A 24,186-nucleotide genomic window follows, 5' to 3' on the forward strand; every position below is an offset into this window, starting at 1 on the left:
TGTCTCATTACTACGCCTACCACTGGCAGCCGCCTGCGTTAGATTGGGTGTAGGGCAGTTCTGATAGTTGTTTTGCAAGAATAGAAACTAGTACTATCCAGTCACTGGTTTGATCTACTATAAACCACAACCTAACTTGGAAAGTACTCAGTAGCGCAGGCACAACTGCGGGGTCGGCCGTGGCCATGAGACAGCTAGCAGCCCCACCGCTAGTTGGCTCATGGCTGGAGGCAATCCCCCACGTGCCTGTGCGGGTCTAGAAAGCAGACACTCACTATTATCAGTCACCAACAATCAGTCGAGCCACGACCCAACACATTATTATTTATCACTAAAACTCTTGAAAGTAATCCGTCACACCAATCAGAACCACAAACTAGTTGATCGTAAGTGGAAGGCGGCGACTCCCGGAGGATCAACGTGCGCCTTGAGACCCCGGACAGATGCCTTAATTTCTGCAAAGTACACAGAAATACGGCAAAGCGAACCCTGCGCTGTTCACTTGGCTCAAGCCACGCCCTCGGGAAAGCGTCCGCCTGGAACGTCGATCAACGATGCAATTCCACTCTCCCTCACTTCCTTCTCTACTTCAATCAAAAAATCCCCATCCCTCTTCCTTCCATTGTACCGAAAGAAAAGAGAGACAGGAACCGTTAACCTTTATTCTTTTTTGCCAACACCATGCACACTAGAAAAACTCTTAAAATCATCCTCGACCTTCCGCGTCAACCTTCGCTCAAACCACTTACCCACCAACCACAGCAAGAAAATCACCACAAACATCAACAACGTTCGGACCGGCTGCGTAACCAAGGCCCGCACATCATACCCAATAAACGAAATCATCATAATCATCACCAGCTTACCAAGCATCAACACAAATAAATAATTCTTCTTATTCATATTCGACAAACCCGCCACCAAATTCACCAAAGCAGATGGTGTAAACGGGAAACATATCAAAACAAATAACGGACCGAAGCCATTACGCTCCACCCACTGAATCAACTGCTGCACCTTCACAGGACGTGTGAGGAACGAGAAAAACCGATTTCCACCGAATTTGCGCACAAGCAAGAACACCGCATACGATCCTGCTACGGTTCCTACCCATGAAAGCGCAAAGCCTAACCAAAATCCAAAGGCGATCGCATTGGCGACAACAAATACGACGAGCGGCAAAAATGGCAAGAACGCCTCTACGAACGGTGGAATTAATCCCATTAAAAAACCTAGCGCCTCGTACTGCGCCGCCAATTCCTCCACTTTATCTATCGATAGCCATTCATTCATCGCCAACATCCTCACCTATTATCAAAATTTTTAGTCATACTGCTGAAGAATTTGTCTAGTTATAGTATACTAGCTGTCAGATTAGTAAAAGAAAGATGGGCTGCTTAGTGAATACAACCTTTTTCCATGGGCTGAAAGTGGGCATGAGCATCGCGATCGGCTATTTCCCTGTCGCGCTGACATTCGGCCTGCTTGCTAAAACGACCGGCCTCTCGATTATGGAAGCTACTGCAATGAGTTTGTTCGTTTACGCTGGTGCGGCACAATATATGGCGCTCAGCCTACTTGCGACGGGCGTTGCACCATGGCTCATCGTCACCAATACATTTATCGTTAATATCCGGCACTTCCTGATGACTGCTGCCTTGAGTGAAAAGGTAGAGCCGGCACCCAAATGGAAGAAAGCCATTTATGCATTCGGTATTACGGATGAAACGTTTTCGGTTCTTGCCACGCAGAAGAACCGACAGATCACAACGGCCTTTGCATTTGGCGTTGCGTTGATCGCGTACAGTAGTTGGGTGATCTTTACGGCAGTAGGTCACGTCATCGGTGCCAACTTACCGCAGTTTCTGCAAAAGGCTATGTCTGTTGCGTTGTATGCGATGTTCATCGGACTACTCGTCCCTTCAATGAAAGGCAACCGCAAAGTCGTGTTACTCGCCACAATTGCAGCTGTGATTCACTGCGTACTCTATTATTCAAATTTATTGTCTACAGGCTGGTCGATTTTGGTCGCGACACTCGCTTCCGCTATCTTCGTCGAAATTCTGTATACGAAGAGTAATAAAAATATTGAACGCTTTACTGAGCAGAAGGAGGAAAACTGATGGGTGCTTCTTATTGGTGGATGTTACTCGGAATGGCAGTTGCCACCTATCTGCCGCGCATGATTCCCTTGACCCTTCTCGACGGTAAAGAATTGCCACCGATCGTCAGCGGTGTGTTGCGCAATATTCCGTATGCTGTACTCGGTGCACTTATATTTCCTGCTATTCTACATATCCAAGATGATATTGTATTCGGTATCATTGGAGCTATTACTGCCTTTGCGCTCGCATTCTTTGGTCTAGACGTGATGTTCGTCGTCATCGGCACGATTGCCGTGCTCGCTGTCTATAGTTTATTTTAACTCTTACTCTCACTATTCCCCACAGCTGTGACCGTTAAAACAGTTACTTTTATTTTACAAAACAAAAAGCGGTTTTCAAAGCATATTTGCTCTTTGAAAACCGCTTTTGTCATTCCTCGGCTTGATTAAGTCTCGCATTTTTCACCATGCGTGACGCAAGCCAGAAACCGACTGTCAATGACACTGCATCCGCTACATATAACATCCAGTTATGCGTATATCCTGCATAAACGGAAGCCGCAATGAGCGCCACTGTCAATATGAGTCCCACGACGTGATGAAATGTCACGCGCGTAAAAAACACAACTAAAATTCCCGGCAAAAACATCGCAAGCATCAACTTCGTTTCGAAATCATGCATATTGTTTGTTCTCTCCTTTTATCGCACAACCACAATGCCTAGACGGAAGTGGTCATGACGGAACAGCACTTGCTGTTTCAAACGAACTTCTCCATCCCGACCGATTACTTGTAAACGGCAATGTGCAGCATTGACTTGGATCGCATCATACAATTCATCTTCATTGTGAATTGAGATCCCGTTTACCGACTTGATCAAATCTCCTGGGACAATGCCCATCTTCTCTGCGGGAGAATCTCCAAGAACCGCTACGACATACACCCCTTCAGATTGAGGTACCAATAGTACTTGCTTATTGCGTTCTGAAATCGAAATCATAGCGCTCAACAAGAGACGGCATAGTACACCTGCAAGTAACGCAGCCCAACCAAGTACCGGCATCCAAATAGCGCCAATACCTACAGCCACTACAGCAATACCGAGCCAAGCAATGGCTTTACCCATTTTAGGGAACAGCACATCAGGGAACGTCGATCTAACTAGTTGCGAGAATCCGATGACTAGAGGCACCGGAATGAATGAAAACTGCTCTGAACCTAATGTGAATTGTGGCCAGTACGGTGCGAATTCCGCCACCATATGTCCTGGCACTAAAAACACAACAGGTACGAGCCATAGTAATTTAGATTGGTAGATTGCCCCACGCATTCCGCGCTGCGTCGGAACGAATGCGGGAGACGTATGACGCGCCGCATGACGACGAACCAATAAGCCTTCCGAAATTAACAATAATCCTGCAATAATCGGTACCGTAATAGCTAGTGTACCGTAGAAATCCAGATCTTCTTGAACGAACCATGTGCCGATTGAAAAGTCTCCTGCAAATCGACCGAGTGCCCATAGCGCAAAGAACGCAATCGTTGCATAGTAGATCGGTGAAGCTAACTTATAGGAGAATGATACAATGACGAGCAACATGACGATGGATAAAATGACAATCCAATTGAAGTCGACGATCAACCCAACGCCCGCAATCACAATCGATAGGACGAGACCGTGCAACCAACCGACTGAAATCATATGTTTCATTTCAGTGGAACCTTTGTTTATGCCCACATTGAAATCTGTTCGCTCACGGCTTACTCGTTTACTGCCAAGCATATAGGCAGCGACGAGAGCGATTAGCCAGACTGGATTCAGAAAAAAGTAAAGTAATGCATCTTTCAAATTAAGTAATAGTTCGCTAGACATCTTCTGTCACCTTTCTCGCTTGTCTTTACAGCTCTTTTCTTCATTGTACAAAAAAAGAAGGAAAATAGCGAGAGAGTTCTTATAGGAAGTTCCAATTTAAGCTAAATTGCACAACAAAAAAAGAGGCTGCCCGTTTAAAGTCTTGTCACCAAGACCTTGCCAGACCGCCTCCGCTATTATTTTGCTAGTTCATTGATGAGGAAATCAATCGCCATACGCAATTGTTTGTCGTTCTTTGGCTCCGCCCGATATTCTTCTGCAGCCGTTTTCAGCGTAGTAAAGAATTCTCGATCCATATCATAGCCTTCTTTGATTTCCTGCTCTGTGCGGAATGCCTGTACAGCCTCTGCCGTTTCTTGGTCGAAATAGCCATCTGTTCTACCTGGACGATGACCAAATGCTTTGAGCATGCGTTGCGCATAAGCGATTTCATCAGTGAAATGGCCTTCCTTCATCGTGTCCGTCACCATCTGTAAATGCTCCGTAAATAACTTATTCTGCTTCACTTCAATATCCGCAGTGACCCCTTTACCGTGAATCCACTTCTCTTTTGGCGTTAGCCATTTATTCGTCGATAGCTTCAATTCTCCGCCATTGGATAATTCCATCGTTTCTTGTACGGTCCCTTTTCCGAAGCTTGTAGTACCGATGATTGAACCGCGTTTTAAATCCTTGATTGCGGCACTCAACACTTCACTCGCTGACGCACTGCCAACATCTTGAATAACGACAATTGGAATCATTTTCAACCGTTCATTGAATGAAAGGTTTTCGTTCTTTTCCGTTGCAACAGGTGTTAAATTCCCTGTTGCGTCCTGCATGACGACAAATGTTCGATCTTCATCCAATAGACTACTGGAAATTTCGGATACAGCTTTCAAATAACCTCCTGGATTACCACGCACATCAATGATGATCGCTTGAGCGCCTTTTTTAATGACGTCAGACGTAGCTTTTTGCCACTCTTGTGCCGTCTCTTCACCAAACATGCTTAGCGCTATGTACCCAAGCTTAGCATCCCGTTCTTCAATCAGTTCATGCGATACAGACTGTACAGGCATATTATCGCGCGTAATTGTATATTCCATATGCTTATCCGCTTCAGGTCGGAAAATCGTCAACTTTACTTCCGTCCCTTTCTTGCCGCGAATACTATTTACTACGTCACGCAATGTTTCATTCCCTAATCGTTCGCCGTTTACACGCACAATTTCATCATACGGCTGCAATCCGGCTTTTTCTGCTGGTCCCCCCTTAATAGGCGCAACGATAATATACTTGCCATTTGTACGCGTTACTTCCGCTCCGATTCCGACACGTGAAGCAGCCAGCGATTCTCGATGAGACGCAGCTTCTTGCTCAGTCAAATACGTGGAATACGGATCACCAATCGTATCGGTCATACCGCGCAATGCTCCTTCAATCAGCTCGTCCTTTTTAACCGGGTATACGGCTCTCTCCTGAATCTTTTCAAACACTTCATCTACTACAGGCAGCTGACTGATCATTTCATTTTGTGCAGCTTTCTGCTTACCGCAGCCATTCAGCCAAATAACGCCGATCAGCAATAATACACCTACTAAAAAAAGCCTGCTCTTACGCATTCACAACCTCCTCCTCCCTCCACTATATGAAGGTAGACAAGAAGTTACGACACGAGAACAGACTCTTTTTTCAATCCATAGAATCGACTAATTCATTCAATGCTTTTTCATCCAATGGTCCAATGATCTTTTGTGCTATGAGACCTTTTGTGTCAATCATATAGGTTGTCGGCATCGAGAACACGCCATACTTCTGCGTCACTTCCGCCTTTATATCCAACGGAATTGGGAAGCTCAGTCCATATGAACCGACAAACTTTTCCACTTCACTAATACCAATCTTCTCTGATTCCGTAACGTTCACAGCGATTAATTCCACTTGATCTTCATCCGTTAATTTTGAATAAAAACTTTGCATATGTGGCATTTCTGCTTTACACGGCGGACACCAAGTCGCCCAGAAATTCAGAATAACTTTTTTACCCTTTAACTCAGAAAGTGTCACCGTATCGCCTGCCAGTGTTTCAAGTGTAAAGTCCGGTGCCGGTGAATATTGCTCCAAACCTTCCTCTTCCGCAAGCAATGCATCTTCTTGACTAATTTGCGAAACCGGTGCTTCAGCCGACTCTTTCTTTCCAGCACTATTTTGCACCATAATGAAGATCAGCGTACCGATGATTAATGCTGTGATAATATATCCAATCGTTTTCTTGCTCACTCTATCTCTTCCCTTCTGCTCACTGGTTGTGAAGACACTCTCTCTACTGCCCACATAAGCAATCCGATGAAAATGGTCGTGATCCATGCTGTATTCAATATATTTCCTTGCAGTGCCGAGACGAGAAAATGAACCGCTACAAATACAGCTGCAAGCTCGCTGACTGTGTTAACGTTTTTTCGTTCGCTCCAACATGCCAATAGAAAAATAGCGATAAACAATAGCACGGTTCCACTTTTCGCTAATAGACTGCCTTCATTCAGAAACGCCATAGCGATTTGGTAGACCCCTTGCCAGCAAATGAATGCAAGTAATAGCGCCCACTGATCTGTACGTCCCCACTTCTCTTTATATGCTTGCCGAATCATCAATAACCCTGCGACGATCAGTCCGAGTATCCAGCCAAATGTGCCACCATGAAAGTATAGAATAGATAACGGATTCTGAATAACGATAGAAAAATCCGTCAACACCACGGATAACTTCCAAATGATGACGACATTGAAAAAGATATTGCTCACTCGTTCGCCGTGCACTTTACCTATGTACAATCGAATGAAAAGATAGGTAACTATGAAACCCGCAATGAGCGCAATCCATGAAGACGGCATCGTAATCGAGCCGATTGGATAATACTGCGTAACCGGCATCCCCCATCCCCCTTTTCTTCCTATGAACAAATGAAAACCTACCCTTTCAGGCAGGTTTTCATTTCATGCTATATTAAAAAGAAACGTAATGCAACGGGTTGACTGCACTTGGACCTGTGGCAGAGAAGTTTCCAACGTGTACTTCAAAATGCAAATGATTACCCGTAGAGAAACCTGTCGAACCAACCGCTCCTATCAACTCACCTTTTCCTACCGACTTGCCTGAGCTTGTGCCAATTGAAGAAAGGTGTCCATAAACCGTCGTCAAAATCTGATTGTTCACAGAATGTGTGATCATAATGACATTCCCGAAGCCTTCCATGCTGCCTGCATACGATACAACACCATCACCCGCTGCTACAACTGGAGTTCCCAAAGGTGCACTTAAGTCCATACCACGGTGCTGCTTTTTCACTTTAGTGATCGGATGGATGCGCCAGCCAAATCCTGAACTGAGGGTTCCGCTAGTCGGTTTTGTCCAAAAGCCGCTCGATACAGAAGGGAGTGGACCTGAATAATCAGCCGAACCGCCTTGCGCTGAAGCCGCAGCAGCTGCTGCCGCTTCTTTCTGTTGTTGAAGTTTCAGCTTTCTCGCTTGTTCTTTTCTCACGATTTCAGCCAAACGTTCTTGTTCAGCGATGATTTTCTTTTCCAACGTTTTGCTGAATTCAACCGTATTGCTGTATTCTTCTTCTAACTGACCTTTTTCACTCGAAAGCTTTTCCTGACTTCTTTCAAGTTCATTGACAACATCTCTTTTTTCCAGTTTCTTTTGCTGCAATTCGTCTTTCATTGCCTGGATCTTCTGTCGGCGCTCTTCTTGTTCAGCTAATTTCTGCTCAACCTGTTTCTTTTCTTCTTCCAATTGCGCCATATCTTGTTCTTGCTGTTCAATGATTTTACGATCCGCGTCCATCAGTGTCGTCACTGCGGAGAAACGGTCAATGAAATCCGCGAAACTGTTGGCACCAAGAAGCACGTCCAAATAACTGACTTTATTGCCTTTGACCTGCATGACACGAACGCGCTCACGCAATACTTCGTCCCGCTGCTCGATGCGAATCTCTAATTCTTTAATAGACGCTTGAAGTTCTTCAATCTCTAATTTGGTCTGATTCATTTCTGCAATGATTCGGTCCATATTTTGATTGGTCTCTTCTATCTTGTCGTTCAGTTTCTTAATTTGGTTGATCAGCACATCGACTTTCGATTGCTTTTCCTGTATTTGCGTTTCTTTTTTCTGGATAGTAGAATCTAAATTTTTCTTTTTAGTTTCTGCTGCCTTTTTTTCATTCTGAAGATCTTTCAGAGAGTCTGCGAATACGTCCGCACTGCCGACCGTTGTAGTAAGCAAGCAAACCGCAAGGACACTTGAAATGATTCGTTGTCTCTTTCTCAAATTCTAGTTCTCCCTTCGATACGAACACTTACACTCTCAAAAACTTCCGGACTGACATGAAACTGCCCCATACGCCGATGAAAACAGCGACGAATAACAGTAAGAAGTTTAATTGTAATAAGAACGGGCTTGGGTCAAGCAAATGGAATAACTCATTTTGCAAACGACCTTCCCAAAAACTATACAATTGCGAATAAAATGTTGTCATTAAAACCATCGGTATAATCGCACCAAAAATCCCAAGCCACACTCCTTCGAGCATGAAAGGAATCCGCACGAAACTATCCGTTGCACCGACCAGTTTCATAATGTCGATTTCGGTACGTCGTGCCACGATCGTGAGTCGAATTGTATTCGATATGAGGAACATTGCCGTAAACAACAATGCCAAAATCAATCCTAGTCCAACATTTCGTCCAACTTTCAGTACATTGAATAACTTTTCTACTTTACCTTCCCCGTACTCCACATCAAATGTATAATCGTACGTGCCGATTTCTTGTGCGACTGATGCCGTATTTTTCGGATCATCTGCCTTTACATATAATGCATCACCGAGGGGGTTGTCCTGCTTATATAGCGCAAACTCTTCACCAAATGATTGAATCATTTGATTTAATTCCTGTTCACGTGAGGAGTACTTGACCTCGGCAACGCCTGGGGTCTCTTTGACTTTCTTCATTAGTTCCTCAACTTGTGATGTAGTTGCATTTTGCTCTGCGACTACTTTGATTTCCACATCATTCTCGATGTTATCCGCCAGTTGATTCAAGTTCATCATGATGACGATGAACACGCCGATCAACAATAAGGTCACGGTAACAGCACTTACAGATGCAAAGGTCATCCAACCATTCCGACTTAGACTTTTGAAACTTTCCCGAATATGACGTCGTAATGTTCTAGATTTCATTGGAGTAATCTCCTTCGTACTCATCTCGTGTGATAAGTCCGCCTTCGATCTGAATCACTCGATGTTTTTGATTATCTACAATGTCTTTATTGTGTGTTGCCATAATAATCGTCGTACCTTGTGCATTTATACGTTCAAAAATCTTCATGATCTCCCATGAAGTCTCCGGATCCAAATTCCCTGTCGGTTCGTCTGCGATGACTAATGTGGGCTGATTGACGATGGATCGTGCAATCGACACCCGTTGCTGTTCTCCGCCTGACAATTCATTTGGAAACATTCTCATTTTCTTGGTGAGCCCAACTAATTTCAGCACTTCTGTCACTTTTTTACGGATGACGCTCGGTGATTCTTCAATCACTTCTAGCGCGTACGCAATATTTTCGTAGACAGTTAGTTTCGGCAATAGCTTAAAATCCTGAAACACTACGCCAATTTGTCTTCTCAAATAAGGGACATCTTTTCTCTGCATTTTCGTTAGTTCGGTATTGTTGAAGTAAATCAATCCACTAGTTGGGATTTCTTCACGGTACATCATTTTGATGAACGTGGATTTACCTGCACCACTCGGACCAACGACATATACAAATTCCCCTTTTTCGATTTCGACATGAATTCCGTTAGAGGCTATAACACCATTCGGGTACTTTTTGTATACATTTTTCATTACAATCATACATGATAACCACCTGAATTTTGTTTTTCTCTCATATTCGCCATTTTAATTATAGCATTGGTTTACCCTACCATGTATTACAGTTATGTATCAATTGATCAAGCTAGCGAAATGGTAGAAGTTTGGATTTTCTTCCGGATTTATGTACAAAAAAAGATCGTTCCCAATATAATCTTGGAAACGATCGTAATGTGAATTATTTCTTTTCAGCTAACCAAGCAGCAACTGCATCTGCTTCTTCGCCTTGGATGATACCAGGAGGCATAGCGCCTTTACCGTTAACGATCACGTCGTGGATTTCTTCTTCAGAAAGTGTTGCACCAATGTTCTCAAGTGCTGGACCTGCTCCACCTTCTAAGTTTCCTCCGTGACATGACGCACAGCTTTGTTGTACAACTGCTTCTGCATCTACTTCAGTAGTCGCTGCGCCGTTGTCTTTTGTAGCGTCGTCTTTTGGCTCTGAAGCGTTATCGTCGCCTCCACCACAAGCGCCAAGAACTAGTGCTGCTCCAAAGAGTGTTGCTAGTAGTTTGTTCTTCATGTAATATCCTCCCTCTTGCTTTGTATTTTTGTAACACAAGTAGTATACCAAAAAACGACCGTGAATGGGCATCAGATATGACAAAGTTTCTAATTATCATGGATAATTATGCTGTTTGCCTAACTTTAGCCTAATTTGACGGTTTGGTAGTGAGTACATAATATAGTATTGACCAAAAATCTGGTTCTTAAACATTTATTTTTAGAAATGTTTGTAATAAAAAAGTGGAAATGGAGAGTGGTTCGGGATTTCCACTGCAGCTGGGGGACGCTTTCGTTTCAATCCTCCGTATAAAGTGGATGGATGTAGGTCGTACATTGTAATAATCTGTAACATTGTAACATCTTTGAAACATTTCAAAATCAAGTGCATTTAGTTCAAATTCCACTGATTAAGTTCAAGTCATAGCCTGCGCTTAATCCTTTATTTTATACGAAAAATCATTTTTTAAAAAAAGCCTAAAAAATTTTAAACACTACAAAAAGTGGCACCAACTCACTATGCAAGGGATTGGCGCGTAGGAGGGGCGACTCCTGGAGGACCAGTTCGACAGGCGAGACAACCAAGGGAGCTTGCGACTGGTTGGCTCGCCGCGACCCCTCAGGAAAGCGTCCCCTCCGAAGCGCCAATCCCCACCCCAACACCACTGCCAGCCTCTCAACTTAAAAAAACAGCCACAACAAGTCAGATAAACTGACCTGCTGGGCTGTCTTTAACCATTACGAAATTCTCGAACGCAAGTACGCATTGATGAACTGGTCAATCTCGCCATCCATAACAGAACTCACATTACCCGTCTCCTCATTCGTCCGGTGATCCTTCACCATAGAATACGGATGGAACACATACGAACGGATCTGACTACCCCATCCGATTTCCTTCTGCTCGCCACGGATATCCGCCAAACGCGCTTCCTCTTCCTCGACGCGAATCTGATAGATCTTCGCCTTCAAAAGATTCATCGCACGCTCACGGTTCTTGATCTGCGAACGCTCCGTCTGACACGTAACAACTGCACCCGTTGGAAGGTGCGTCATACGTACAGCTGAGTCCGTCGTGTTAACGTGCTGTCCGCCGGCGCCGCTTGAACGATACGTATCAATCTTAATATCTTCTGCCTTCAAATCCAATTCGATGTCGCCTTCAAACTCCGGCATCACTTCAATGGAAGAGAACGATGTATGGCGTCTGCCTGAAGAGTCAAATGGTGAGATCCGAACGAGTCGGTGTACACCTTTCTCCGCCTTCAAGTAGCCATAGGCATTATGCCCTTTAATTCCGAGTGTGACAGACTTCACGCCTGCTTCGTCCCCTGCTTGATAGTCGAGTGTTTCGACTTTAAAGCCATGGTGCTCTGCCCAGCGAGTGTACATGCGAAGCAACATCGACGCCCAGTCTTGGGACTCGGTGCCGCCTGCGCCTGAGTGTATTTCAACTACTGCACTATTTTTATCAAACTCATCGCTTAATAACATTTGAAGATCGAATTGATCCATCTTCTTTTTGAACTCTTTTAATTCAGATATAAGGTCTTCTTGTAACTCTTCGTCAGCTTCTTCACGTAGAAGTTCAAGCGTCATCTCTAGATTTTCTTGCGTCTCGCTCAACTCGTGATATTCGCCTACTACGTCTTTTAATGCATTCGATTGTGAAATGACTTTCTGAGCTGCGTCTTGGTCATCCCAGAAGCCCGGCTCCATCATCATTTCATCTAACTCCTGCATGCTAGTCTCTTTGTTTTCTAAGTCAAAGAGACCCCCTGAAGTCCACTAATTTCTTAGCGGTTTTTTCTAACTCGTTGCGAACATCGGATAATTCCATCATAATTGTTTCCTCCTGAGTGGTTGTTTCTCGTTATGCTTTGCCGTGACAGTTCTTATACTTTTTACCGCTGCCACATGGACAAGGGTCGTTGCGGCCGATATTGACTGTGCGTCGGATTGGCTTTTTAGCAACCGGTACGCCGTCTTCTTTCGGATTATTCGCTTGACCTTTTGCTACTTCTTCGCGCTCCAAGTTGTTGCGGATTTCAGCCTTCATGACATACTTCGTCGCATCGTTTTCGATCGCTACGAGCATCTCTTCGAACATTCCAAATCCTTCCGCCTGGTATTCACGAAGCGGATCATTCTGTCCATACGCACGTAAATGAATTCCGTTACGAAGTTGATCCATCGCATCGATATGATCCATCCACTTGGTATCGATCGCACGCAACAGGACAACTTTCTCAAATTCACGCATACGCTCTTCGGACATTTCTTGTTCTTTTTCATTATAGCGTGCAATGACCAATTCGTGAATAAATGTTTGCAACTCTTCCGGTGTTTTTCCTTCCAAGTCTTCAATCGTCACGGTATCTTCAGCCAGTAAGTTCGCTTCCAAATAGTCTTTCAAGCCTTTTGAATAAACTGTATTGTCTGCAGTGTGGACCGCCACAACGCGTTCAATAACCGAGTTAAGCATGCCTTCAAGCACTGGACGAATATTTTCTGAACCAAGAACTTCATTACGCTCTTTGTAAATCACTTCACGCTGTTGACGAAGTACATCGTCATACTGCAATAAACGTTTCCGTGAATCAAAGTTATTCCCCTCTACTCGCTTCTGCGCAGATTCAACAGAACGAGAAACCATTTTCGACTGGATCGGCGTTTCATCATCCATACCGAGTTTCGTCATCATCGATTTCATTTGTTCCGAACCGAAGCGACGCATTAATTCATCTTCCAATGAAAGATAAAACTGCGTAATACCCGGGTCACCTTGACGTCCTGAACGTCCACGGAGCTGATTATCGATACGTCTAGACTCATGTCGTTCTGTACCGATTACCGCTAAACCGCCAACGTCTTGGATATGGTCACCCAATTTAATGTCGGTACCACGACCGGCCATGTTCGTCGCAATCGTAACAGCGCCTCTTTTACCAGCGTCTTGAATAATTTCGGCTTCACGCTCGTGATTCTTCGCGTTCAAGACATTATGTGGAATGCCGTATTTTTTCAAGAAAGCTGAAATGATTTCAGACGTCTCGATTGCCACCGTACCGACTAGTACCGGCTGACCTTTTTCGTGCCGATCTTTAATATCTTCTGCTACTGCTTTATACTTTCCATCCATGGAGGCAAAGATTAAATCCGGACGGTCATCACGAGCAATCGGACGATTTGTCGGGATCGCAATAACATTCATATTATAAATATTGCGGAACTCTTCTTCCTCTGTCTTCGCTGTACCCGTCATCCCGGACAGCTTCTCATACATACGGAAATAGTTCTGGAACGTAATCGTCGCAAGTGTCATCGACTCGTTCTGAACTTCAAGTCCTTCTTTCGCTTCAATCGCTTGGTGTAACCCGTCACTATAACGACGGCCTTTCATCAAACGTCCAGTGAAGGAGTCAACGATGACTACTTCGCCTTCTTCTACTACATAGTCTACGTCATTATGCATACTAACATGCGCTTTCAATGACTGGTTGATCGCGTGGTTTAGCGTCACGTGTTGCAGATCGAATAAGTTATCGATACTGAACGCTTTCTCAGCTGCTTCAATACCTTGCTCCGTCAACACAACGCCTTTCGTCGATTCATCGAATGAATAATCTTCTTCTTTTTTCAACGTAATTACAAACCGGTTCGCCAAGCGGTACAGCTCCTGCGCTTTCGCTGCTTGACCGGAAATGATTAACGGCGTACGTGCTTCATCGACTAAGATGGAGTCGACTTCGTCAATTACGGCGAAATGAAGCGGGCGTTGCACTTTATGTTCATTGTAAAGCACCATATTGTCACGCAAGTAGTCAAAACCGAGTTCGTTATTCGTGCTGTACGTTACATCGGCTTCATACGCCTCACGTTTTTCTTCTTTACTCATACTGTTCAAGTTCAATCCTACGTTCATGCCAAGGAATGAATACAACTGTCCCATTTCTTCTGCGTCACGACTTGCCAAGTATTCGTTGACAGTTACGACGTGAACGCCTTTAGACGTCAGGGCATTTAAATACACCGCAAGTACTGAAGTCAATGTCTTACCTTCACCGGTCTTCATCTCTGCGATATTGCCTTCGTTAAGGGCCGCTGCACCCATGATTTGCACACGGAATGGGTAGAGTCCTAGTACGCGGCGGGAAGCCTCACGCACGACAGCAAACGCTTCAGGCTGCAAGTCTTCGATTGTCTCGCCTTGTTGGTAGCGTTCTTTGAATTCGTCTGTTTTCGCTGTCAGTTGTTCGTCGGACAGTTTTTCCATATCGTCAGCCAATAGTTCTACTTGGTCGGCAATTTTCTCGAGTCGTTTTAGGTCACGTTTGTTTGGGTCGAACATTTTATTCAATACGCCAAGCATTTATTGTCACATCCTCATAGCTTCATCAATTAGCAGGACGCGCCTGCCAGTTGTAAGTTCTTCGTCTGGTCCATAGTTTTCGTTCAAGATTTTTGAGTCACACTCCATTTTAGCATTGTAAAAAGCTAGGTGCAAATAGTGCGCTGTATCATTTTTCCTAAGTTTGCCTTGGCGAGGGTAGACTTAGTGTTGGGGTGGGGATTTGCGCTTCGGAGGGGACGCTTTCTGGAGGGCGGGCGGTGAACCACCCAGAGTCGCCCCTCCTTCGCTCCAATCCCTTGCAATACAAGGGGTTGATGCTTTTTGTTGTGCATTGAAGTTATGGTTGTGATTAATGTTGAGTTTTCGAGGCTATGAGCGGTTATCAAGGTTCTATGATCACTTAGATGAATCTATGAGCACTCGTGGCGTCTGATAGAGCGGATTGTGCGTGTAATAGAGCGCACAATGTGTTCTATGAGCGCTTAAACAGATTCTATGAGCGGAAGCTGGTAGTTGGAGCTTCAATCCACTCGTACTCACTAAGTAACTAACTATTCATAAGCACTCGAATTTGTACTTAAATAAGTTTAATCCCAACAATAATTCACACACCATCTCCCAAAAGTGATATAAGTACTTCCATTATTAAGGTAGGATTGAAGCGGAAGCTGACGGCGACTCCCGATGGATCAGCCCGATCAGGTGAGACAACTAAAGGAACGCAGTGACTAGTTGGCTCACCGCGGGCCCATGGGAAAGCGTCCGGCAGCTGTAGCTTCCATCCCGAACCACTCACAAACTCCCTCACCTTTCCTAAGCCCTTGCTTTTGAACTTAAAGAACTCAAGAACTTAACCAAGTTCACAAACAAAAAAGCCCAGCCGAGGCTGGACTTTTTGGGTTGCTTATTAGTTTGTTTCGATTAGGCCGTATTTGCCATCTTTACGCTTATACACAATATGTGTGCCATCAGAATCTGCATCCGTGAAGATGAAGAAATTGTGGCCTAGCATGTTCATTTGAAGAATCGCTTCCTCTTGATCCATTGGCTTCAAATCAAACTGCTTCGTGCGTACTACGTCGAACTCATTATCGTCCTCTAGCTCTACTGCAGTACTATTGTTATCAGTTGACTGGAAGAAAGCGGCTACGCCTTCGCGCTCACGTGACTTACGATTAACTCGTGTTTTATATTTACGAATTTGACGCTCTAGCTTGTCGACGATTAAATCAACAGCTGCATACATATCGTTGTGACGCTCCTCAGCGCGAAGTGTCAAATTCTTCATCGGAATTGTAATTTCCACTTTTGTTTGTTTATCACTATAAACTTTCAAGTTAACATTTGCTGTAGCGTTTACACCTTCTGAAAAATAACGCTCCAATTTTTCAACTTTCTTTTCAACGTACTCTCTGATCGCCGGAGTTACCTCGACGTTTTCACCGCGAATATTGAAGTCTAACATATGAACTCCTCCTTTATTTAAACCCTCACTACCTTACTTCTTCATAGTACCCTTAAATACCTTCTCAAAACTTAAGAATAATGCAGAATTGTAAAGAAACTTCTGATTTAAGTTGATTTCACTCGGTTTCTTTCACTTTTCGAGCATGATTTTTTAATTCTTCCGTGATAAGCGTATCGACTTTTTGATCTTCACCAAACTCGAATCCATATTCAAATCCGTATTCGGTTTGTTTTTTCCAAGCTACGTTTCCTAAAATTTCAAACGGGTGCTTAAAAATCGTGAACGCCAATTGCAGTGCTAAAATTTCCGAACGCACAGGTAAATCCAAATTAGTGACAAATTTCACGCCACCTGTACTGATGTCCACAATTTCGCATTGTCCTTCGTTAGACAAGCTTTTTTGCTCATTATTTAATTGTATACGGAATGTTGCGGGTATGTATGGATCAAATGGATACCGAAAGTAGTCGTGGCGATTATAGCGCATAGGACGTTTCCCCTCATTTAAATTTCACTATGTAAAAAGCCGAAAGAGATCGCTCTCTTCCGGTTATTAGTGCTTCGAATCGAAATAAGCACCATCTTGAGACATTTTACCATATGGATTCACATAGTTATTCATGTTTTCTTTTTTGGCTTGTGATTGTGAAATATTCGTACGAATCTCATTGGTGAAGTGATGAAGACTAGTCTGCACTTCTTGTTCCAGGCGAATTAATTCCGCTCCAAATTCGTCTTCTTCCGCTGTAAAAGGTTGAGTAATCTGTGACTGCAGCAAATCACGTTCATCGAGAACTTTCTCGATTTTCTCAATAACTTCATCACGCTTTTCTTCATCGTTTTCTTTCACAAGCGAAATCAATAGAAGAGAACGCTCATGCCACATCGTCATTGCGGGTCGGATCATATCTCACTCACGTTCGAATATTGCTTCGATCGATTAATTTGGATAACCTGCTTCCACGTGTCGCGGAATTCCGTAATGATGCCCGCAGCTTCTTCAAACATCGCCGGATCGTTTTGGATATTCCCATCAATTAGGCGGCTGTTGACGAACTCATACAAGACGAGCATGTTTTTAGATACTTCATAAGATGTATCCAACGTCAGCATTAATTCAGTTACGATCGCCTGTGCTTTTTGAATTGCAATATTCTTTTGTTCCAGATTGCCTTTAGCCAGCTCCATCTTGCCTTGCTGAATAAATTTTAGACATCCGTTATAAAGCATTAACGTCAACTCGCCAGGCGTAGAAGTCGTCACCGTATTCGTCTGATATGCTGCATAAGGGTTGTTAGTAGCCATTTATGTCAATCTCCTTTTTCTAGCAAAGTTGCGTTACATGCCGCCGCCAAGTGAACTCATTAGCGCCGCAGATTGGGAATTCGCACGCTGGATCGCTTGCTCCATCGCGTTAAACTGCTTATAGTAACGACTTTCCATCATCTGTAGCTTCGTTTCAAAGCGCTCGATTTGTTTGTCCATGTTTTTCATGGAGCGACCGAGAGCAAATGTATCGTTGACAGCAGTCGAACTACCTGCTTTTACTGTGATTTTCTTTTGTGCGTCTTGTAGTTCAGTACGATACTTTTGAGCAATACCCTTATCTTTCCCGCCGATTAAATCGTAGACGGCGTTTGGGTTTTCAGAAATTTTGGCGCGTAGTTTATCTTCATTTATAGTTAATTTACCATTATCCAAATAGTTTTTAGAAGTCTCGATACCTAGATCTTTCAGGCTGATTGTGATTGGTTTTCCATCTTCACCAACACTCTTACCATTTTTATCTGTAGTGTTTACCGTTGTAGTCATTATTGAACGTAAATTATTTAACATGGAGGAAATTGCCGGATCGCCCTTCATTGTACCGCTCTTCGCTTTTTCTTCCCAAAGCTCAATTTCCTTTTCTTTCATATCCGATTTTTCTTCGGCAGAAAGAGGATGAAATGATTTAAATTCTTTTTCTTTAATCTTACTGTTTAGTTTTTCAATCATTTCATTATAATCATTGACGAACTCCACTACTGAATCAAAAACCTTTTCGGTATTAGTAGAAGAACTGAAGGAAACTGGTGAATCTGTCTTCTGTTTAAGTGAAACTTCAAATCCATTGATAGTAAATGTGTTAGATGAACGAGTAGTTTCGAGACCATTAAACGTAAACTTGGCATCCATTCCTAAAGTGGATCTAGGAATGTCTTGATCAATAGTTACGTCTGGATCAACAGGTATGTTAGGGTCAGTGACAGTAGCTGGAATTAATCTAAGTTTTTGCGCTAAATCTCCAGTACTATCAATTTCGATAGCACCCTCACCACTATTTTTAGAACTTATAGCAATTTTTCCTGATTCTGAATCAAAAAAAGCACTTGCTCCAGTCTTTTCGTTAATTTGCTTTAAAACATCACTGAGTTTGTCAGTAGACTTAATCGTAAGTGGGGTTGCATCAGTACTTCCTGGTACTTTGACGTTCAATGTTTGATCATCGTCACCTGTGAATAGACCTAATTGTGCAAGTGACTTGTTCTGTATATCTTCACCACTAATTTTTACATCTCCATTATCTTTAAGTACACCACTCTGTAAGGTGGCCTGCGTTGCCAATCGCTTTACCTCAATCGTCCCAGAAAAATCAGAAGTAGACCCCTTAGCCGTTATACTAACCGCCTTCTCATCCGAAACACTGACATTTTTCTGCATATACGTACTTTGCTTCATGACCGTATCAAACAGTTTGTCACTCGATTTTCTCAAGTCGCGGTTCGTGGAACGATAGTCGTCTAGTTGCCACTGCGTATATTGTTTCTTTTGCGTAATTTTATCAAGTGGGATTCGATGTGCTTTCATCATGTCTCTAATGATTGATTCTGTATCGATTCCCGATGCCAATCCACCGATTCTCATCGTACTTCACACCTTTTTTGTTAAATTTTTTTATCGATTAGCAATCCAATGAAGTCTTTCATGGCTGCGTGTATGTCGAGCAATTTCTTTGGCGGTATTTCACGAACTACTTCTTCTGTTTCTGGGTCGATGATCGTTACGTAATATTCATTTAGTTTCTCATGAAATTTGAAGCGTAACTGAACATTGACACTATCGAGGAATTTGTTCATGCCCTCCGTTAATTTTTTCGCTTCACTCTTGGACAACTCCGCTTTCTGTTCTGGTGTCGCCTGTTCTGCTGGCTGACCCATGGGTTGAATGTTTGCCACTACTATTTTGCTTTCAACGGACCCACTCTCATAAGATGATTTCACTGGTTGCGTTGCGGGGCCGTCGCCAATTCGGCTGACCATACTCGTACCCCCCGTCTTTAATCGAACAATCGTTACTTATAGTATCGGATTCAATTACGGGATGTTAAGTACAGCATGGCATATTCTTCTTTACGTTCTTGCCTCTTTTTTACTTTATCTGTCTACCATTCAATAAAATTTTTAATGTTATGAAATTTAGACTATTGGAACAGTCAAAAGTAATGTATGATAAGAACAATCTATAAGAGTAAAGGAGCATACATCCATGTTTCATTCCATCAAAACGAAAATGATCCTTCTTGTCCTCGTACTAGTTGCTGGAGGCGTCCTGACAATGACTGGAATTAGTAGCTGGTTAGTGAAGGAACGGACAGAGAAAAACATCATCGAATCAAGCAGTACGCTACTTTCCGAAATGAGCGAATCCATTGAAGCGGATTTGCGTCAATACAGCAAAGGACTTGAGTTGCTGACGGATTCAACGGACTACACGAACGCAACTGGCACGACCGGTGAAGCCGCGGTTGTCAAAGCACTCAGTAATACATTGGATACTTATCCAGACGTTTCAAGTACCTATCTGTCCTTCGCGACAAAAGAAACGATAATTCGTCCTTACGTGGATTTGACAGGCTTCGATCCCACTCCACGGGAATGGTATCAAAAAGCAGTAGCAGACACGGAAGTAGTACATTGGACCAAGCCTTACATTGATGAAGCAACGGGCAACTTCGTTATTAGTGCTTCAAAAGCTGTCATGAATGGAAATGAATTCGTCGGTGTAGCTGGAATCGATATTCAATTGTCGACGATGTCTAAAGACATTTCCGCAACGAATATTCCCCATGGCGGGTACGCATTCATTCTCGATTCTGAAGGGACGGCTATCGCCCACCCGTCGCTCATTGGAGAAAATGTCATGGATCGAGCGTATGTAGCCAAAATGTATAAAGAAGCGGCAGGACATCACACATTCGAGCAAGACGGAGTGAATAAAGTCGATATGTTCACGACGATTCCGAATTTCGACTGGAAGCTTGGTGTAATCTATGACCAGAAAAACATGCAATCCCTTGCAGCCGGCTTACGCAATGTGATGATCGTGGCGGCCATCGTCACACTCGCTATACTTGCAATCATTCTTTTCATTTTCATCAGTCGCGTATTGAAACCGATTTTCCGACTGCAAGATACGGTGCAACAAGTGGCAGATGGTGATCTAACGGTCCGCGCCAACATTCATTCTAACGATGAAATTGGAGACTTAAGCAAAGGCTTCGATAAGATGCTTGACCAAATGAACGGATTGATTACGACCGTGACGCATTCCGCTTCCAATGTACTGGCGAGTTCACAAAACTTGAGTGCGGTATCAGAAGAAACGAATGCGACAAGCGAAGAAATTGCTAGTGCTTTGGCGGAAATTACTCGAGGTGTTGTGAAGTCCGCTGAAAATGCGGAAACTGTCACGACACGTGCGGATTTATTGAATCAACAAATTCATTTTGCCAATACAACTGCTAGTGAGATGGCAGGCCTGGCAACGGAAGCTGTTTCTTTCAATACGGATGGCCGAGCGCAAATGAGTATTTTAAGCTCTTCATTCAATAACTGGAATCAAGACTTACAGCAAATGGGCGGCATGATTGGCTCTTTGGAAGATAAAGTGAAGGCGATCAGTTCCGTCATCGACGCGATTACCGCCATCTCTTCTCAAACCAATTTACTCGCGTTAAATGCAAGTATTGAAGCAGCCAGAGCCGGTGAACATGGTAAAGGCTTCGCAGTCGTAGCAGACGAAGTGCGCCAACTTGCCGAACAATCAGCACGTTCAGCGGAACAAGTGCGTTCGACAATTCATGAACTGCAAAACGGGACGCAACATGTAATCGAACAAATGGCTAGTACACGCGATACATTCGAGCGTCAGAGTACAGTCGTGACAGATACAGAAGGAATTTTCGAAAGAATTTCTAGTTTCATCGGTGATATGCAATCTCGAATTAATCAAGTCACTACAGCACTTCAAGAAATGGACGTCCATAAAAACGATGTATCTGAGCAAATTCAAGTGTTATTGTCGACTACAGAACAATCTGCAGCAGCTTGTGAAGAAGTAAGTGCTTCTTCAGATGAACAGCTCCACGCGATTGGCTCCGTTGCAGAAGCGGCTGAAGCCTTGACGCAATTGAGCGAAGACCTTAGTGATGCCGTAGAACGATTCAAAATCTAACAAGATCCGCCTCTCCTTTTTAAAGGATTGGCGGATTTTTTTATAAAAGCCAAGGCACTCTGAGAATCTCTGCATAGAATAAGGGTAGTTCCACATTTGGAGGTGAAATCAATATGGGAGAATCAGTTAAAGGATCTGGGTACGGTGGCGGTTATGATGGTGGCTTCGGCTTTTCAATGATCGTTGTTCTGTTTATCTTATTGATCATTGTCGGTGCAGGATTTATGGGTTACGGCTGTTAATTACTTAAAAAATGGAGGTGGAGACATGTTTGGATTCGGTGGATATGGACACGGTGGTGGCGGTTACGGTGGATCTGGTTGTGATACTGGTGGGTCTGGTGGATCATACGGCTCATGCGGTTCTTACGGTGGCGGATTCGCATTGATTGTCGTATTATTTATCTTACTCATTATTGTAGGCGCCGCTTGCCTATAAGCCTTTCAAATGAAACCTGTCGATTTTTCGACAGGTTTCTTCTTTTTTCTTTATAAAACAATCAATACATAGGAAATGTAGCCGATAACAAGTTAGGTACAATATAGCATCACACATCTAAGAAGGAGCTGAACACCACGTGTTACGGTCAATAAAAACGAAGATTATTTTAACCGCTATCATTTTATTCATTTTAGGTATCGCCTTAATGACATGGATGACCAATGATCAAGCGAAGAAACAGTCCATGGCCAACGCCATTGATTCAAGTAATGCCATTATTAGTGAAATGGGTTTCGGAATATATCACTTTATGGACAAGTACGAACAAGGACTAGCGTTGTTGGCAACGACTGATACTATAACAGAATTTACTGGAGAAAATGGAAAAGAGGTAACTGTCACAGAAATAGAGGATCGTTTACAAACTTTCTTGTCTATGTACTCAAGTGCAGATGCTGTTTATTATTCATTGACGTCCAAATATACTGTAATTAGGCCGGATGATGATTTAACGGATTATGATCCGACGACGCGAAACTGGTATCAATTAGCTAAAGAGCATCCCGATGAAGTTCAATGGACGGAGCCGTATTTGGATGATACAACCAATCAGTTTGTCATTACTGCTTCCAAAGCTATTCTCATCAACGGTACGTTTGTCGGTGCTCTTGGAATGGATATTGAACTGAGCGCATTAACAGACGAAATAGCGAGCCGCGACATCGGATTTAACGGCTATCCCGTATTGCTCGATGATCAAGGACTGGCTATCGTTCACCCTTCCAAATCAGGAACGGATGTAACAAACGAAGCACATTTCAAAAAAATGTATGATGCGGACAGTGGCGTCATCGAATACACCGATGATCAAGGTATCGACAAGCGCAATATTTATACGACCATTCCCGAGTTTAATTGGAAGGTCGGTGCAGTCTACGAAGAACGCAAGCTAAATGCGATGGCACATTCATTGCGCAACTCCATGCTAATTATTGCGTTGATTACATTAATTCTCACATTCTTCGGTCTATTCATTACGATTAGCCGTTTACTAAAGCCACTTGATACAGTCAAAGATTTGATGGCGCAAGTGTCAGGCGGAGACCTAACAGTCCGGTCAGACAATCAAAGCACAGATGAAATCGGTGAACTGAGCCGTGATTTCAATCATATGGTGCAAAACATGAACGACATTATCAGCGTCGTCCAAGCATCAGCGGATAACGTCCGGTCGAACTCAGAAAGTTTGAGTGCAGTATCTGAAGAAACAAGTGCCGCAAGTAACGAAGTCGCCATGGCAGTCGGTGAAATTGCGCAAGGTGCTGCACAATCCGCGGAAGATTCCGAGACTGCGACAGAGCGTACGGAGCTCCTCGGTCAGGAAATCAATGAAATTCGCGAAAAAGCAGAAGCGATGCTGGACATTGCCACGCAAACCGGCATCCAAAACGATAACGGCCAACAACAAATGGGCGTACTGAAGTCTTCGTTTACGACAACGAGCGAAAAACTAGAAGAGATGTCAAGCGACATTCATTCACTTGGCGGTAAAGTACAAGCAATCGGCAGTGTCATGGAAACGATCATGAACATTTCCAAGCAAACGAATCTTTTAGCGCTTAACGCAAGCATTGAAGCGGCTAGAGCAGGAGAACACGGCAAAGGATTCGCCGTCGTAGCTGAAGAAGTTCGCACACTTGCAGAACAATCGGCACGTGCAACAGACGATGTCAAAGTAACAATAGAAGAGTTACAAAAAGAATCACAGATCGTGTCGCAACAAATGCAGGAAACGATCAACACATTCCGCGACCAAGGCGTCGTTGTAGGTGATACGGAGAATACGTTCGGAGAGTTATCTTCTCTTATGGACACGATGCAAGAGTCGATCCATACCGTGTCCAATGAAATTCGATTGGTCGCGACGCATAAAGATGAGGTGGCGATGACGATTCAAACGATGTCGGCTACGTCGCAAGAGACGGCAGCGGCATGTGAGGAAGTTAGCGCGTCTTCGGAAGAGCAGTTACG

23 protein-coding genes and 1 pseudogene are annotated in these 24,186 nt (G+C 43.6%); 6 read left to right on the forward strand and 18 right to left on the reverse strand.

Features of this window, described 5'->3' with window-relative positions; translation table 11 throughout:
- Positions 1-660: 660 nt before the first annotated feature.
- Positions 661-1,293: a TVP38/TMEM64 family protein gene (locus Q7P97_RS02645; protein WP_303966186.1), complete on the reverse strand. Its 633-nt coding sequence runs from the start codon at positions 1,291-1,293 to the stop codon at positions 661-663.
- A 107-nt stretch (positions 1,294-1,400) separates the two neighbouring features.
- On the opposite strand from Q7P97_RS02645, the gene Q7P97_RS02650 reads away from it, so the two are divergent.
- Both Q7P97_RS02650 and Q7P97_RS02655 read left to right on the forward strand, forming a co-directional pair.
- On the forward strand, positions 1,401-2,123 hold the full coding sequence (locus tag Q7P97_RS02650; RefSeq protein ID WP_483315753.1) for an AzlC family ABC transporter permease: 723 nt from the start codon (positions 1,401-1,403) through the stop codon (positions 2,121-2,123).
- Positions 2,123-2,425 (forward strand): AzlD domain-containing protein, encoded by a 303-nt coding sequence (locus tag Q7P97_RS02655; RefSeq protein WP_303966193.1) that lies wholly within the window; start codon positions 2,123-2,125, stop codon positions 2,423-2,425. The genes Q7P97_RS02650 and Q7P97_RS02655 overlap by 1 nt, the downstream gene beginning before the upstream one ends.
- 109 nt (positions 2,426-2,534) lie before the next feature.
- Here Q7P97_RS02655 and Q7P97_RS02660 read toward each other — a convergent pair whose 3' ends face one another.
- The 17 genes from Q7P97_RS02660 to flaG form a co-directional block, all read right to left on the reverse strand.
- Positions 2,535-2,786 carry a CsbA family protein gene (locus Q7P97_RS02660; protein ID WP_085428442.1) on the reverse strand — a complete coding sequence of 84 codons (252 nt, stop codon included), beginning with the start codon at positions 2,784-2,786 and terminating at the stop codon, positions 2,535-2,537.
- Positions 2,787-2,804: 18 nt separating this feature from the next.
- Positions 2,805-3,977: a PDZ domain-containing protein gene (locus Q7P97_RS02665; RefSeq protein WP_303966198.1), complete on the reverse strand. Its 1,173-nt coding sequence runs from the start codon at positions 3,975-3,977 to the stop codon at positions 2,805-2,807.
- Positions 3,978-4,153: 176 nt separating this feature from the next.
- On the reverse strand, positions 4,154-5,581 hold the full coding sequence (locus Q7P97_RS02670; protein ID WP_303966200.1) for a S41 family peptidase: 1,428 nt from the start codon (positions 5,579-5,581) through the stop codon (positions 4,154-4,156).
- A 70-nt stretch (positions 5,582-5,651) separates the two neighbouring features.
- On the reverse strand, positions 5,652-6,239 hold the full coding sequence (locus tag Q7P97_RS02675) for a peroxiredoxin family protein (protein ID WP_303966203.1): 588 nt from the start codon (positions 6,237-6,239) through the stop codon (positions 5,652-5,654).
- A complete protein-coding gene (locus Q7P97_RS02680; protein ID WP_303966206.1) occupies positions 6,236-6,889 on the reverse strand; it encodes a hypothetical protein in 654 nt (217 codons plus the stop codon). The genes Q7P97_RS02675 and Q7P97_RS02680 overlap by 4 nt, the downstream gene beginning before the upstream one ends.
- Positions 6,890-6,962: 73 nt before the next feature.
- Positions 6,963-8,288: a murein hydrolase activator EnvC family protein gene (locus Q7P97_RS02685; RefSeq protein ID WP_303966209.1), complete on the reverse strand. Its 1,326-nt coding sequence runs from the start codon at positions 8,286-8,288 to the stop codon at positions 6,963-6,965.
- Between the two features lie 28 nt (positions 8,289-8,316).
- Complete coding sequence (ftsX, locus tag Q7P97_RS02690; RefSeq protein ID WP_303966212.1) at positions 8,317-9,201, reverse strand: permease-like cell division protein FtsX; 885 nt, start codon at positions 9,199-9,201, stop codon at positions 8,317-8,319.
- The gene (ftsE, locus tag Q7P97_RS02695; protein WP_085428436.1) at positions 9,191-9,877 is read right to left on the reverse strand and encodes a cell division ATP-binding protein FtsE; all 687 of its coding nucleotides are present in this window, start codon (positions 9,875-9,877) and stop codon (positions 9,191-9,193) included. Before ftsE ends, ftsX begins: the two co-directional genes overlap by 11 nt.
- Before the next feature lie 196 nt (positions 9,878-10,073).
- Positions 10,074-10,418, reverse strand: a complete 345-nt coding sequence (gene cccB, locus Q7P97_RS02700; protein WP_303966216.1) for a cytochrome c551 — start codon at positions 10,416-10,418, stop codon at positions 10,074-10,076.
- 719 nt (positions 10,419-11,137) lie between these two features.
- A protein-coding gene (gene prfB, locus Q7P97_RS02705; protein WP_303966255.1) for a peptide chain release factor 2 occupies positions 11,138-12,239 on the reverse strand; the annotation gives its coding sequence in 2 pieces (ribosomal slippage) (positions 11,138-12,166 and positions 12,168-12,239; 1,101 coding nt in all).
- A gap of 33 nt (positions 12,240-12,272) precedes the next feature.
- Positions 12,273-14,771 carry a preprotein translocase subunit SecA gene (gene secA, locus Q7P97_RS02710; RefSeq protein WP_303966217.1) on the reverse strand — a complete coding sequence of 833 codons (2,499 nt, stop codon included), beginning with the start codon at positions 14,769-14,771 and terminating at the stop codon, positions 12,273-12,275.
- A gap of 889 nt (positions 14,772-15,660) precedes the next feature.
- Entirely contained in the window at positions 15,661-16,218 is a 558-nt protein-coding gene (gene hpf, locus Q7P97_RS02715) for a ribosome hibernation-promoting factor, HPF/YfiA family (RefSeq protein WP_303966219.1), read from the reverse strand.
- Positions 16,219-16,336: 118 nt separating this feature from the next.
- Complete coding sequence (locus Q7P97_RS02720) at positions 16,337-16,708, reverse strand: PilZ domain-containing protein (RefSeq protein WP_303966222.1); 372 nt, start codon at positions 16,706-16,708, stop codon at positions 16,337-16,339.
- Positions 16,709-16,774: 66 nt separating this feature from the next.
- Positions 16,775-17,128 (reverse strand): flagellar protein FliT, encoded by a 354-nt coding sequence (gene fliT, locus Q7P97_RS02725; protein ID WP_303966225.1) that lies wholly within the window; start codon positions 17,126-17,128, stop codon positions 16,775-16,777.
- The gene (fliS, locus tag Q7P97_RS02730; RefSeq protein ID WP_085428429.1) at positions 17,125-17,526 is read right to left on the reverse strand and encodes a flagellar export chaperone FliS; all 402 of its coding nucleotides are present in this window, start codon (positions 17,524-17,526) and stop codon (positions 17,125-17,127) included. Before fliS ends, fliT begins: the two co-directional genes overlap by 4 nt.
- 33 nt (positions 17,527-17,559) lie before the next feature.
- The gene (locus Q7P97_RS02735) at positions 17,560-19,125 is read right to left on the reverse strand and encodes a flagellar hook-associated protein 2 (RefSeq protein ID WP_303966229.1); all 1,566 of its coding nucleotides are present in this window, start codon (positions 19,123-19,125) and stop codon (positions 17,560-17,562) included.
- Positions 19,126-19,145: 20 nt separating this feature from the next.
- Positions 19,146-19,520 (reverse strand): flagellar protein FlaG, encoded by a 375-nt coding sequence (flaG, locus tag Q7P97_RS02740; RefSeq protein ID WP_303966232.1) that lies wholly within the window; start codon positions 19,518-19,520, stop codon positions 19,146-19,148.
- Between the two features lie 226 nt (positions 19,521-19,746).
- On the opposite strand from flaG, the gene Q7P97_RS02745 reads away from it, so the two are divergent.
- The 4 genes and pseudogenes from Q7P97_RS02745 to Q7P97_RS02760 form a co-directional block, all read left to right on the forward strand.
- Positions 19,747-21,714: a methyl-accepting chemotaxis protein gene (locus Q7P97_RS02745; RefSeq protein ID WP_303966235.1), complete on the forward strand. Its 1,968-nt coding sequence runs from the start codon at positions 19,747-19,749 to the stop codon at positions 21,712-21,714.
- Positions 21,715-21,827: 113 nt separating this feature from the next.
- On the forward strand, positions 21,828-21,956 hold the full coding sequence (locus Q7P97_RS02750; RefSeq protein ID WP_083035222.1) for a YjcZ family sporulation protein: 129 nt from the start codon (positions 21,828-21,830) through the stop codon (positions 21,954-21,956).
- Positions 21,957-22,074: 118 nt separating this feature from the next.
- Positions 22,075-22,152 (forward strand): annotated as a pseudogene (locus Q7P97_RS15585) (YjcZ family sporulation protein); the annotation flags it as partial.
- 139 nt (positions 22,153-22,291) lie between these two features.
- The coding region (locus tag Q7P97_RS02760; protein WP_303966252.1) for a methyl-accepting chemotaxis protein at positions 22,292-24,186 on the forward strand (1,895 nt) is incomplete at its 3' end.

Source organism: Sporosarcina ureae (genome assembly GCF_029267015.1).
GTDB lineage: Bacteria > Bacillota > Bacilli > Bacillales_A > Planococcaceae > Sporosarcina > Sporosarcina ureae_D.